Annotated in this window: 11 protein-coding genes; 1 reads left to right on the plus strand and 10 read right to left on the minus strand. The window is 45.8% G+C overall.

What is annotated here, in order from left to right; all coding sequences use genetic code 11:
* Positions 1 to 72: 72 nt before the first annotated feature.
* The 4 genes from NRI27_RS11650 to NRI27_RS11665 all read right to left on the minus strand — a co-directional run bounded on the left by NRI27_RS11650 (position 73) and on the right by NRI27_RS11665 (position 3,470).
* Positions 73 to 1,350 (minus strand): UDP-N-acetylglucosamine 1-carboxyvinyltransferase, encoded by a 1,278-nt coding sequence (locus tag NRI27_RS11650; protein ID WP_371390820.1) that lies wholly within the window; start codon positions 1,348 to 1,350, stop codon positions 73 to 75.
* A 19-nt stretch (positions 1,351 to 1,369) separates the two neighbouring features.
* Complete coding sequence (gene fsa / locus NRI27_RS11655; RefSeq protein WP_317944530.1) at positions 1,370 to 2,017, minus strand: fructose-6-phosphate aldolase; 648 nt, start codon at positions 2,015 to 2,017, stop codon at positions 1,370 to 1,372.
* A gap of 96 nt (positions 2,018 to 2,113) precedes the next feature.
* The gene (locus NRI27_RS11660; RefSeq protein ID WP_371390821.1) at positions 2,114 to 2,971 is read right to left on the minus strand and encodes a class II fructose-bisphosphate aldolase; all 858 of its coding nucleotides are present in this window, start codon (positions 2,969 to 2,971) and stop codon (positions 2,114 to 2,116) included.
* Positions 2,972 to 3,101: 130 nt separating this feature from the next.
* Positions 3,102 to 3,470: a response regulator gene (locus NRI27_RS11665; RefSeq protein ID WP_317944534.1), complete on the minus strand. Its 369-nt coding sequence runs from the start codon at positions 3,468 to 3,470 to the stop codon at positions 3,102 to 3,104.
* A gap of 178 nt (positions 3,471 to 3,648) precedes the next feature.
* Between NRI27_RS11665 and NRI27_RS11670 the strand changes: the two genes are divergently transcribed.
* Positions 3,649 to 4,167: a DUF2529 family protein gene (locus NRI27_RS11670; protein WP_371390822.1), complete on the plus strand. Its 519-nt coding sequence runs from the start codon at positions 3,649 to 3,651 to the stop codon at positions 4,165 to 4,167.
* A 538-nt stretch (positions 4,168 to 4,705) separates the two neighbouring features.
* Here NRI27_RS11670 and NRI27_RS11675 read toward each other — a convergent pair.
* The 6 genes from NRI27_RS11675 to NRI27_RS11700 form a co-directional block, all read right to left on the minus strand.
* Complete coding sequence (locus tag NRI27_RS11675) at positions 4,706 to 6,319, minus strand: CTP synthase (RefSeq protein WP_371390823.1); 1,614 nt, start codon at positions 6,317 to 6,319, stop codon at positions 4,706 to 4,708.
* A gap of 170 nt (positions 6,320 to 6,489) precedes the next feature.
* Positions 6,490 to 7,059 (minus strand): DNA-directed RNA polymerase subunit delta, encoded by a 570-nt coding sequence (rpoE, locus tag NRI27_RS11680; protein ID WP_371390824.1) that lies wholly within the window; start codon positions 7,057 to 7,059, stop codon positions 6,490 to 6,492.
* 481 nt (positions 7,060 to 7,540) lie between these two features.
* Positions 7,541 to 10,798, minus strand: a complete 3,258-nt coding sequence (icmF, locus tag NRI27_RS11685; RefSeq protein WP_371390825.1) for a fused isobutyryl-CoA mutase/GTPase IcmF — start codon at positions 10,796 to 10,798, stop codon at positions 7,541 to 7,543.
* Positions 10,799 to 10,833: 35 nt separating this feature from the next.
* The gene (locus NRI27_RS11690; protein ID WP_371390827.1) at positions 10,834 to 11,460 is read right to left on the minus strand and encodes a TetR/AcrR family transcriptional regulator; all 627 of its coding nucleotides are present in this window, start codon (positions 11,458 to 11,460) and stop codon (positions 10,834 to 10,836) included.
* 13 nt (positions 11,461 to 11,473) lie between these two features.
* Positions 11,474 to 12,613 (minus strand): acyl-CoA dehydrogenase, encoded by a 1,140-nt coding sequence (locus tag NRI27_RS11695; RefSeq protein ID WP_371390828.1) that lies wholly within the window; start codon positions 12,611 to 12,613, stop codon positions 11,474 to 11,476.
* A 27-nt stretch (positions 12,614 to 12,640) separates the two neighbouring features.
* Complete coding sequence (locus tag NRI27_RS11700) at positions 12,641 to 13,777, minus strand: acyl-CoA dehydrogenase (RefSeq protein WP_371390829.1); 1,137 nt, start codon at positions 13,775 to 13,777, stop codon at positions 12,641 to 12,643.
* Between the last annotated feature and the right edge of the window lie 174 nt (positions 13,778 to 13,951).

Consider the following 13,951-nt stretch of genomic DNA (forward strand, 5'->3'; position numbering starts at 1 on the left):
GTGAACGTGCCGTTTTTTGTCAATTCGCCAAGTTTGCCGCTGTTCATTCACACGAAAAACTCGACATGTTCTTTATTCCGTTATAACTGCGTTTTCGGCGACGGTTTCTTTGCGAATATCCGCTCCAATGCCACGAAGCTTTTCGATAATCGAACTATAGCCTCGTTCGATGTGTACGATTTCCTGAATTTCCGTTTCCCCTTTAGCAATCAACCCTGCGATGACAAGTGCTGCGCCTGCTCGTAAATCGGAAGCACGGACGGTTGCCCCTTCCAATGGGGTTGGTCCGCTCAATAACACCGATTGGCCTTCCACTTTCCCGTCGGCATTCATTCTACGTAATTCGTCGATTTGTTTAAAACGGGCTGAATAGATGGTGTCGGAAATGACGGAAGAACCTTCTGCCTGTGTCAGTAAAACGGAGAATGGTTGCTGAAGATCGGTCGGAAACCCTGGATAGACAAGCGTTTTCACATCGACTGCCTGTAATTTATTCGCCTTCGGAATGAAGATCTGTTCTTCGCGCTCTTCAACAGTAACACCCATTTCACGAAGTTTTGCGGTCAATGCTTCAACGTGGAATGGAATGACATTATCGATTGTAATGCCGTCACCCGCAGCAGCTGCCATGATCATGAACGTTCCTGCTTCGATACGGTCCGGTATAATCGTATGTTTTGTACCGTTAAGCTTCTCCACGCCTTCGATTCGGATAACATTCGTCCCTGCGCCTTTAATGTTTGCGCCCATATTCGTTAAAAGCGTTGCCACATCAATGATTTCAGGTTCTTTTGCCGCATTCTCGATAATGGTACGTCCTTTGGCAAGTACAGCTGCAAGCATAATATTGATTGTCGCGCCTACACTAACGACATCCAAATAGATTTTAGCTCCGCGAAGTTCGTCGGCACGTAAATAAATGGCACCGTGCTCGTTTGTCACTTTTGCCCCTAACGCTTCAAACCCTTTAATATGTTGGTCAATCGGACGAGGACCTAAATGGCATCCACCTGGTAACCCGATTGCCGCATGCTTGAAACGGCCTAACATTGCACCCATTAAATAATACGATGCTCTCAGCTTTTTCACTTTACCGTTAGGAAGTGGCATCGCAATCATTTCAGTTGGGTCGATCGTCATGTTCCCATTTTGGAAATCCACTTTACCGCCAATGTCTTCAAGGAGTGCTTGAAGGGTGAAGACGTCCGAGATTTCAGGAAGTCCATCAATTGTTACGGGAGAATCTGCCAAGATGGATGCCGGGATTAAAGCGACGGCGCTATTTTTTGCACCGCTCACTTTGATAGTTCCTTGTAAAGGGTTACCGCCTTTAATTTTATAAACGTCCATGTCAGTCTCCTTTAATGAATCACTTGTTCTTTCTTGCTTCCCAGTCTGCGAGGAATTGTTGGATACCTTTGTCTGTCAACGGGTGATTGAACAATTGCTTGAGCACGTTGAAAGGAGTTGTTGCAATGTGCGCTCCGGCTAATGCTGAATCTGTAATATGTTGCGGGCTACGGATGGACGCTGCGATAATTTGTGTATCGATGTCATGGATTGTGAAGATGTCCGCAATCGTGCTAATTAGTTGGATACCTTCTTGACCGATATCATCTAATCTGCCGAGGAATGGAGAGACGTACGTTGCGCCAGCGCGTGCAGCAAGCAATGCTTGGTTCGCACTGAAAATGAGTGTAACGTTCGTTTTAATGCCCTCTTGCGCGAAAACTGAACACGCTTTTAAACCTTCCGGTGTCATCGGTAATTTCACAGTAATATTTGGAGCAATTTTTGCAAGCTCGCGACCTTCTTTAATCATACCTTCTGCGTCTAACGCAATAACTTCTGCACTGACAGAACCGGGTACGAGTGCTGTAATTTCACGTAGTCTGTCGTGGAATGAAATATTCTCTTTCGCCACTAAAGATGGGTTCGTTGTAACACCTGATAGAATTCCCCAACTATGTGCTTCTTTAATTTCCTCAAAGTTTGCTGTATCAATAAAAAATTTCATTTTCAACTTCCTCCTTCATGAATGGAAAGAAGGAGAATGCACCGATGATTCGATGCCTCTCCTCTTTTCGGACAACGTTTCTGTTCGAAAAAGCGATTATGCTTTACCTGAGCTACCAAATTCACGCATTTTGCCAATGACTGTCTTTTTAATTGCTTCGCGCATTGGTGTCAAATACTTGCGTGGATCGTATACGTTCGGATCTGCGTTCAATGTTTCACGAACCGCTTTCGTTCCTTCGATTTGATTTTCTGTGTTGACGTTAATTTTTGCTGTTCCTAATGAGATGGAACGTTGGATATCTTTCGTTGGAATCCCTGTTCCGCCGTGAAGAACGAGTGGAAGGTCAGACTGACTAGAGATGATTTCCATCTCTTCAAACCCTAAGTTCGGCTCGCCTTTGTAAGGGCCATGAACGGATCCAAGTGCAGGTGCTAAGCAATCAATGCCTGTGTTGTCGACAAGTTCTTTACACTCTGCAGGATCTGCGTAAATGACGCCTTCTGCGACAACATCGTCTTCTTGTCCACCGACAACGCCTAATTCCGCTTCTACAGAAACTCCTTTTGCATGTGCATATTCCACAACTTTTTTCGTAATTTCAATGTTTTCTGCAAGTGGTTTGGATGAAGCATCAATCATGACAGACGTGAATCCTGCGTCAATCGCTTCTTTACATTTTTCAAAACTTGATCCGTGGTCAAGGTGAATGGCTACCGGCACGGTAATGTTATAATCGTGCATGAGTCCTTTTACCATATTGACGACAGTTGTGAAACCGCCCATATAACGACCTGCACCTTCAGAGACACCAAGGATGACAGGTGAATTTTCTTCTTGCGCAGCTTGTAAAATCGCTTGCGTATATTCTAAGTTATTTAAGTTAAATTGCCCGATTGCATATCCTTCTTGCTTACCTTTAATCATCATTTCTTTCATTGAAACAAGTGCCATGAAAAAATCCTCCTCTGGATTGTTGAGATGAATTGATTTATCACTATGTTATTTACCTCTTTTATCATAACAAAAACAGACAGTATTTACTACTGTCTGGCTGTCCGTCAAGCATATTCACATTTTCATGCTAACGAGTTGTTTTGTTAATTGTTTCGAGGACTGCATCGCGCACTTCATAAATGTTGAACGGTTTCGTAAAGTACCTGATGGCTCCATGTTCCATTGCGTCTTTCGTTAAATCGATTTCACCATATGCCGTCATCATGATTACAGGAATCTCCGGCCAGTCTTTTTTTATACGTTTTAGCACTTCTACCCCATCGATGCCCGGCATTTTCATATCCAACAAAACACAATCCGGTTGTACTTCTGCTACCGATTGCATTGCTTCGGCACCATTCGCGGCCAACCTCGTTGCAAACCCTTCTTTCGTGAATACTTCGTTCAATAGAAGACGTATTCCGGTTTGGTCGTCTACAATTAGCAAGGTCTTCAATTGGCCCCACCCCTTTGTAATGATATATCCCTTATATATATTTAATTATACATAAATCGCGGATATCCTTCTTTTTTCTCTCGTTATTGTAAGATAACTTCCAAGATTTTAGTTTACACCGTCTAATTTGGTTTTATTTTCGATAAAAATTATAATGAATGACGAGGTGATTGGACAGATGAAAATATTGACGACACAAACCGGCGGACTTCTACAACGGGCTGGTTCTAATAATGAAGAAGCCATTGAAGAAACTGCACGGTTATTGGCGCAGGCAACAATTGGACAAGGTCGAGTCATTTTTGCAGGTTTTGATGAAATGCATGGCGTCGCATTGAATGCCACTTATGGTGCAGAGCCATTTAAAGGGGCAATTCCATATGAACAAGGAATGGACATTCAATCTGCAGACCGGATTTGGTTATTCGCGCGATCCGCTTCGGATGAACGTGCACTGCAATTGGCTAGAGAGCTCGCTGACCAATTCATTCCATTCGCTGTTGTTGCGGGTGAAAAGGCAGTTGAAGGGAATGAATTAGCGGAGTTGGCGTATACGTATATGGCTACTGGATTAGTGAAAGGCATCTTGCCAGCGGATGATGGATCAAGAATCGTCCAGCCCCATTTGCTCGTTGCTTTGTTTTTGTATGAAGCGGTGAAGATGGCGTATGATGAGATGATTTTTGAAGAGGATTGAGTTGGTTAATGCGGCGTTCGGAGGAGTTATGCGGTGTTCGCGTGATTTATGCGGCGTTTCGTAAAGTTATGCCGCGTTCGGAAGATGTTTGCCGCGTTTCGAGGAGTTATGCCGCGTTCGGAGGAAGTTTGCCGCGTTTCGAGAAGTTTTGCCGTGTTCGGAGGAAGTTTGCCGCGTTTAGAGGAGTTATGCCGTGTTCGGAAGATGTTTGCCGCGTTTCGAGGAGTTATGCGGCGTTCGGAGGAGTTATGCGGCGAACGGGTGACTTTTGCGGCATTGTGATCCGCGGGAAAGATTTTGTAAGGGAATGCGCTTGTCGCGCTGGATGCCTTTGACACATTAACGGTTTTGTTATCTTGCAATAATATGCTGAAGGAATCTCTTGTGTTCAGATGATGGATGTTCCTTTGGATTGAGTTATACTTATATATCCTAGTTTTACTGCATTTTTGCAGATAAAAGACTTGATGAAAAAACAAGATTGATGTAAGAAAAAACGGCACCGCCCTCACATTTGTTGGGCGGTGCCGTTTCTGTTTTACGCTTTTTGTGCTTCGAGTGATGCGCGAATGAATTCGCGGATTAGCGGTTGTGGGCGCGTTGGGCGTGACGAGAATTGTGGTTGGAATTGCGTGCCCATGAAGAATGAGTGATCGTTCAATTCGATGATTTCCACAAGGTGTCCATCTGGGCTTTCGCCTGCTACGACCATGCCCGCGCTCTCGAAACGCTCACGGAAAATGTTATTAAATTCGAAACGGTGGCGGTGACGCTCGTACACAAGTTCATCGTTATAAGCTGCTTGTGCTTTCGTGCCTTCTACCAATTTACATGGGTGAGCACCTAGGCGCATATCGCCACTTGGTTGATCAACGCCGGCATGCGTTTCGAAATCATGATTGTTTTCAATGATTTGGTTTTCCGTTTCGCTGTCGAATTCAACAGAGTGTGCGTCTTGAATGCCAAGGACGTTGCGTGCGAATTCCACAGCTGCTAGTTGCATACCAAGACCGATTCCGAAGAATGGAATGTTGTTTGTACGCGCATAACGCACTGCTTCCATTTTCCCTTCGATTCCGCGATCGCCAAATCCGCCTGGAACGAAGATTCCGTCTGCATCTTTTAATGTTGCTTCTACGTTTTCACTCGTCACTTCTTCTGAATTAATCCAATCGAATTCGATATCCGTATCAAATTCATACCCTGCATGGCGGAACGCTTCGACTGCAGAGATGTAAGCATCTTGTAATTCTACGTATTTCCCAACAAGCGCAATTTTTACTTTGCGTGTTAAGTGGCTTACACGGTTAACAAGTTCCTGGATTTCCGTCAAGTCTGCTTCTTTTGTTTCAAGACCTAGGAAATCCACTACAATCTTGTCCATGTTTTGTGCATGCAAGCGAATCGGTACTTCGTATAATGTTTCTACGTCAAGCGCTTCAATGACTTCTTCCGGCTTGATGTTACAGAACAATGCAATTTTGTCTTTCATTTCTTGCGGAACTGGATATTCGCTTCGAACGACGATCATGTTCGGTTGAATGCCAAGGCTACGTAATTCTTTCACACTATGCTGTGTCGGTTTTGTTTTCATTTCCCCTGCAGCATGAAGGTATGGGATGAGCGTATTGTGGATGTACATGACATCATTTCTGCCAAGGTCTGTTTTCATTTGACGGATTGCTTCGAGGTACGGTAGGGATTCGATATCACCAACACTACCGCCGATTTCCGTAATGACGACATCTGCATTTGTTTCTTGGCCCGCACGTTTGATGAGGCTTTTGATTTCATTCGTAATGTGTGGGATAACTTGAACAGTTGCCCCTTTATAGTCGCCGCGGCGCTCTTTTCTTAACACGGAGGAATATACTTTCCCCATCGTGACGTTGGAGTATTTGTTACATTTAATGTCGATGAATCGCTCGTAGTGACCGATATCGAGGTCTGTTTCAGCACCGTCTTCCGTCACGAATACTTCACCATGTTGGTAAGGACTCATCATACGTGGATCAAGGTTGATGTACGGGTCAAACTTTTGGTTCGTTACTTGGAGGCCTCTACTTTTTAATAGTCTGCCGAGTGATGCGGCATTGATGCCTTTCCCTAAAGATGAAACAACTCCGCCTGTTACAAAGATATATTTTGTCATGTGTAGCTCCTCCTTTTTGTTAGGGGTCGATCATGTAAATGAAAATCAAAAAAAGCGCTCCACTGTAGTCTATCTACAAGAGGAGCGCTTATACACGGATTCATGTGTCCTTTTTCAAGGAGCCCAAACAGTATCTTAAATCCTTGGACGCTCGAAGTCAAGTGGAAATGTTAAAGAATGTCTTCTTCCTCTTCTTCATCTTCCTCATCTTCGTCTTCATCATCTATATCCAGTTCGTCGTCAGGTACGATTTCAAGCCCGTCTTCATCATCTTCGACAAGGTCTTCGTCGATTTCAAGGATGTCTTCTTCCTCGTCGTCTTCTTCATCCTCATCGTCATCAAGTTCGTCAAATTCTTCGTCGAACAACTCATCTTCATCAAGGAGTTCTTCTTCTTCGTCTTCCTCTTCGTCATCGTCATCGTAAGCCTTTTTCTTTTTCTTCTTACGAACTTTAACGACAGGAGCCGTTTCTTCCTCGATCTGGTCAACCGGGTACCATTCACGTAGTCCCCAACGGTTGTCATGAATCGCAAGGAATCTTCCATCGATATTCATATCTGTGTAAAATTGCAGAAGCTTGTCCTGTATTTGTTGTTCTGTCATGCCTGTCAGCTCGCGAATTTCAGCTAGTAATTGCTCGAGCGTCAAAGCTTCATGTCTGTCTGTTAATATGGCATAAGCGATGTCAATCATTGATTCTTCAAGGAGTTCTTCCTTCGTCAATTCATTAAGTTTCATCATACGCACATCCTTTCTCTGAACAAAAGCATACTTATCATTATATACAATGAAGTGCCTATTATGCTACCATCTTTTACTCTTCTTGACACGTTGAAATTCTTTGATGCTCAGATACCCAAGGTAAACGGATGCTAGCATGAAGGGAATTGCCCCTAAACCTGCGCCATACAGGAAAAACACGAGGGCGAGAAGCACTGCAATAATTAGTATATGGTGATACAGCTTCATCTCCCCACCCCTTTTTCATCATTATGTCCATTATACGTTTGACCAACCATTAAAATCCACTCGCAACACGCTAAAGTCCCTTGATTTTTTTTGCGGCCAGTTCGTGTTCAGACAATCTCAACGAAGCAAGCGCGTTAATTGTTCTCGTACCCTATCCGCCCTTGATAAAACATGTCCTTTCCCGTTTATTCAAAAACGAGCAGGCATGAGAAAAACGCTCTCTTGTAAGATGAAGAGCGTTTCTCTGATTTTACATATTTCTACGGTATTGGCCGCCCACTTCGTAAAGCGCATGAGTGATTTGGCCGAGACTTGCCACTTTAACTGTTTCCATCAATTCTGCAAAAATGTTACCACCCGTAACCGCCACTTCTTGCAATTTCCGAAGGGCTTCCGCCGAAGCGTCGCTATGTTTGGATTGGAAAGCGCGTAAATTCGTAATTTGCGTTTCTTTCTCTTCTTGTGTCGCACGTGCAATTTCCATATTGTCAATGTCTTCTTCTGAAGGCGGGTTCGGGTTCAAGTACGTGTTCACACCGATAATCGGCAGTTCACCCGAATGCTTCTTCATTTCATAATGCATTGATTCCTCTTGGATTTTGCCCCGTTGGTATTGCGTTTCCATTGAACCCAATACGCCGCCACGGTCATTCAATTTATCGAATTCCTGTAGGACGGATTCTTCGACGAGGTCCGTCAGTTCTTCGATGATGAATGAACCTTGAATCGGATTTTCATTCTTCGATAAGCCGTGTTCTTTCGTAATGATCATCTGAATCGCCATTGCACGACGTACCGATTCTTCCGTCGGTGTCGTAATCGCTTCGTCATAGGCATTCGTATGGAGCGAATTACAGTTGTCTTGCAACGCCATGAGTGCTTGCAGCGTCGTGCGGATGTCATTGAAGTCGATTTCTTGCGCGTGCAAGCTGCGTCCGGACGTTTGGACGTGGTACTTCAATTTCTGACTCCGCTCGTTCGCACCGTATTTCTCCCGCATTGCAACCGCCCAAATACGGCGTGCAACACGTCCGATGACCGTATATTCCGGATCAAGTCCATTCGAGAAGAAGAAGGACAGATTCGGTGCAAAGTCATCGATGTTCATCCCACGGCTCAAATAATATTCAACATACGTGAAGCCGTTTGCAAGTGTGAACGCGAGCTGTGAAATCGGATTGGCACCTGCTTCTGCAATATGGTACCCCGAAATAGAAACCGAATAATAGTTCCGCACTTTTTTGTCGATGAAATATTGCTGGATATCGCCCATCATCCGAAGCGCAAATTCCGTTGAGAAGATGCACGTATTCTGTCCTTGGTCTTCTTTAAGAATATCCGCTTGCACGGTGCCACGAACAACTTGTAACGTTGCATCACGCACTTCGGTAAATTCTTCAACTGTGAGGACACGACCGAGTTCTTCCTCTTTCAACTTCACTTGCTGGTCAACAGCGGTGTTCATGAACATCGCCAAAATGATCGGTGCCGGTCCATTGATCGTCATCGAAACCGATGTCGACGGTGCGCATAAGTCAAAGCCGTCGTATAGCTTTTTCATATCGTCAAGTGTACAAATACTAACGCCTGATTCCCCGACTTTCCCGTAAATATCCGGGCGTTCATCCGGGTCTTCCCCGTACAACGTCACGGAGTCAAACGCAGTCGATAACCGTTTTGCATCATCATCTTTCGATAAATAATGGAAACGTCGATTCGTCCGTTCAGGCGTACCTTCCCCCGCAAATTGGCGCTTTGGATCTTCCCCTACCCGCTTGAACGGGAATACACCCGCTGTGTACGGGAACGAACCTGGCACGTTTTCTTTATACACCCAGCGTAAGATTTCGCCGTAATCCTTGAAATTCGGCAATGACACTTTCGGGATTTTCAAACCGGATAAACTTGTCGTCGTTAGCAGCGTCCGAATTTCTTTGTCACGGATTTTCGTGACGAACTCATCGCCCGCATACGACTCTTTTAACGTGGCCCAGTTATTCAGAATCCGCTTCGATTCGGCAGACAGTTCATCACGCACACCATCAGCCAGTGATTGAAGTGATGCAATCAGTGCATCGTCCATCCCTTTTTCCTGAACCGCTTCCATTGCACCTTCCAGTTGGAATAAACGACGGGCAAGTTCTACTTGTTGTGTCGATTTCTTATGGTAATCGCGGATTGTACTCGCGATTTCACGTAAGTAATGTGTCCGGTCATTTGGAATGATGACGTTCTGTTTTTGTGTTTTTACAAAATCCGTATAGGACGTTTCCCAGTCTAGCCCACATTTTTCATTCAACTTGGCAACGAGCGCAGCGAATAAGGAGTTCGTTCCTTTGTCGTTGAATTGGCTCGCAATTGTCCCGTAGACAGGCATTTTATCCAAGTCTTGATCGAACAATAGATGGCTGCGCTGGTACTGTTTTTGCACTTGGCTTCGGGCATCTTCAGAACCTTTTCGTTCAAATTTATTAATGACGATCAAGTCTGCAAAGTCGATCATGTCAATTTTCTCAAGTTGTGTCGGTGCACCGAACTCGCTCGTCATGACGTACATGGATACATCGGACACTTCCGTAATTTCTGCATCCCCTTGCCCGATCCCACTCGTTTCGACGATAATCAAGTCAAACCCAGCCGTTTTCACGACGTCTAGTACGTCTTTAATCGCACCCGACAGTTCGGACCGTGATCCTCTTGTCGCAAGACTCCGCATGAACACACGCTCGTTAAAAATGGCGTTCATCCGGATCCGGTCGCCAAGTAACGCTCCGCCCGTCTTTTGCTTCGTCGGATCAATGGATAGTATCGCGACTTTTTTGTCAGGCAACTCCCGGAGGAAACGGCGGATTAACTCATCCGTAAGGGAACTTTTCCCTGCGCCCCCCGTGCCGGTAATTCCCAGAACGGGTGTGTTTTTGGTCATCTTTCTCGCTTGCTCAATGAGCGCCTTCGCTTGTGGATCGTCTTCGTTATGCTTTTCTTCTGCATAGGTGATCAAGTTGGCAAGCACTTCCGGACATTCGGTGCTCACCTTCTCCAAGTTTGCCATTTCATCTTCCGCTTCTGTAAGGTAATCACATTCCTCTACCATGCGGTTGATCATCCCTTGAAGCCCTAGTTTACGTCCGTCTTCCGGTGAGAAAATCCAGGCGATTCCATAATCATGCAGTTCTTTGATTTCCTTTGGTAAGATGACACCGCCACCACCGCCGTAAATGCGAATGTGCGGCGCCCCTCTTTCTTGTAACAAGTCGTACATGTATTTGAAGTATTCGACGTGTCCGCCTTGGTAGGAAGAAATCGCAATCCCTTGGACGTCTTCTTGGATCGCGGCATTGACGACTTCCTCAACGGAGCGGTTATGCCCTAAGTGAATCACTTCTGCGCCGGTCGATTGTAAAATACGGCGCATGATGTTAATGGACGCATCGTGTCCGTCGAACAAGCTGGATGCTGTGACGAATCGAACGTGATGCTTCGGTTTATAAATTTCAATTGTAGCCATTTATCACTCACCCCTTCTGTTTAAAGAACGACAACTTACGAACTTTTCACAATCCCATTCAATAATTGGTCTGTTTGAAGCGTGATGAACGCATCGATCGAATACTGACTTTGGATCGCCCATCTTCTAAACGCCCACATTTGCCCTTGGATGACGACATGGTGCGCCGCGATGTCGACCGCGTCTTCCGTAATGCGCAGTTCCCCTGACTTCACGCATGCATGGATGAGCCGTTTAAAGAGCGACACCATTTCCATCTCTTTTTTCAGCACATATTGCAAGGCGTCTTTTGGCAATGACTTCGACTCTTGGTACATGACGACAAATTCGTCGGACATGTCGTCGATCAGATGGAAATACGTGTCGATCGCACTGCGTAACCCTTCGACATTGCCTTCTTGGTCCATCGACGTCGATAAGCGGCTTTGCACTTCATTGTAAATACTGTCACAAACAAGATAGAGAACATCCTCTTTCGTCCGGATATATTCATAGAGTGTGCCAATGCTGAATCCTGCCGCTTTCGCAATTTCTCTCGTCGTTGCACGATGAAACCCTTTTTCCTTGAAGAGCTTCACCGCACCATCAATAATTTGTTCACGTCTTTTTTCAATTAAGTTCTCATCTTTGACGGATGATTGGACTTCGCGTTTGAACTGCATGTTGCACCCCCGATTATTTTGTTAGCATACGGGAGATGACGAGTCGTTGGATTTCTTGTGTACCTTCATAGATTTGCGTAATTTTCGCATCGCGCATGAAACGCTCGACCGGATAGTCTTTCGTGTAGCCGTAGCCGCCATACACTTGCACGGCTTCTGTCGTCACATTCATCGCTGTATCACCGGCCATCAACTTCGCCATTGCAGACGCTTTTCCATACGGTAAGTTGTTCGACTCGAGCCACGCCGCTTGGTACGTCAACAGACGAGAAGCTTCTGTCGCTGTCGCCATGTCCGCCAGCTTAAAACCGATGCCTTGATTGGCCGCAATCGGTTTGCCGAATTGCTCACGCTCTTTCGCATAGTCCGTCGCTGCGTCGAGTGCACCTTGCGCGATTCCAACAGCTTGTGCTGCGATGCCATTACGTCCACCATCCAACGTTTTCATTGCGATAATGAAACCTTCGCCTTCTGCCCCTAACAGATTTTCTTTCGGAACACGGCAATTGTCAAACATGATTTCCGTTGTCGGTGAAGAACGGATGCCGAGTTTCTTTTCTTTTTTACCGACCGAGAATCCTGGGAAATCCTTTTCGACGATGAACGCACTCGTTCCTTTATGCTTGGAATCCGGATCTGTGACTGCGAACACGATGTAAATGTCTGCAATTCCGCCGTTTGTAATGAAAATCTTGGAGCCGTTAAGCACATATGCATCGCCATCGAGTTTTGCTGTTGTCCGCATACCACCCGCATCAGACCCTGAACCTGGTTCCGTCAGACCGTAAGCACCGATTTTCGTTCCTTCCGCCATTGGACGGAGGTATTTCTGCTTCTGTTCTTCCGTCCCATATTTAAATACCGGCCAGCCAGCGAGGGACGTATGTGCGGATAACGTAACCCCTGTCGATGCGCAAACCCTTGACAATTCTTCGACTGCAATGACATACGCCAAATAATCACTACCGATTCCGCCGTACTCTTCCGGCCAAGGAATACCTGTCAACCCAAGCTCCGCCATCTTCTCGAAAATCTCCCTATCAAAACGTTCCTCTTCATCCCGTTCCGCCGCGGTAGGCGCGACTTCTTTTACCGCAAAATCGCGCACCATTTTACGAATCATTTCATGTTCTTCAGAAAGGTTAAAATTCATGTCATTTCCTCCTTGGGGTATGTAGACTTATTGCATCAACTGTTTGCTAATCACGATGCGTTGGATTTCACTTGTACCTTCGTAAATTTGCGTCACTTTCGCGTCTCGGAAATAGCGTTCAACCGGGTAGTCTTCCGTATAGCCGTAGCCTCCGAATACTTGAACAGCTTCAATCGCGTTATCCATCGCCGCTTGGGACGCAAACAGTTTTGCCATGGACGCTTCTTTGCCACACGGCTTCCCTTCTGCTCGAAGTTGTGCCGCCCGGTAAACAAGCAATTTGGCCGCCTCTGTCGCAGTTGCCATATCGGCTAATTTGAAACCGACACCTTGGTTGACTGCAATCGGTTTACCAAATTGGACGCGCTCTTTTGCATACTCAGTCGCCGCTTCCAGTGCGGCTTCCGCAATGCCGAGTGATTGAGCTGCAATTCCGATGCGGCCGACGTCCAGATTCGCCATCGCAATTTTAAACCCTTCGCCTTCTTCACCGAGGCGGTTGTTTGCGGGCACTTTCATGTCTTCGAACGTCAACTGCACCGTTCGCGATCCGTGAAGACCCATCTTTTCCTCATCTTTTCCAATAATGAGTCCAGGTGTGTCTTTATCGACGATGAACGCTGTAATGCCGTATGTGCCTTGCGAAGGGTCGGTCGATGCGAAGACGATGTACACGTCTGCTTCCCCACCGTTTGTAATGAACATTTTGGAGCCGTTGAGGACATAATGATCGCCTTTGTTGACCGCTTTTGTTTTTAATGACCCTGCATCAGAACCTGAGGATGCTTCGGTCAGGCAGAAGGCGCCGATGTACTCGCCGGTCGCCATTTTCGGAAGGTATTTGGCTTTCTGCTCTTCATTCCCAAAATACATAATTGGATTCGTGCCGACGGAAGTGTGGACAGAAAGGATGACCCCCATAACTGCGCTCACTTTCGACAGCTCGTGAATGGCGATGATATACGACGTGAAATCCATGTTGGAGCCACCGTATTTTTCGGGGACGGTAATCCCCATTAGCCCGAGTTCCCCCATCTTCTTCAAGAGGTCGCGTGGAAATTCTCCCGCTTCCATCCGTGGAATGAATGGCTCGATTTCCGCCTTGGCGAAATCCTTTACCATCGTGCGCATCATCTGTTGTTCTTCGGTGAACTGTAAATCCATATGATTAACCCCTTTGCTTGATGTGGTGACCTTCTAAACTGTAAATCCCTCCTGATTCCCCACTGAGGAAATTTCTAGCTAAAACTATGTGTAGCGTAAAGTGGCGTAGTTATCGATCATGTACATGTTGTTATCGATTGGATAAACGTTTTTATCAATCGGATAGGCGAAGTT

Source organism: Sporosarcina sp. OR05 (assembly GCF_041414805.1).
Lineage (GTDB): Bacteria > Bacillota > Bacilli > Bacillales_A > Planococcaceae > Sporosarcina > Sporosarcina saromensis.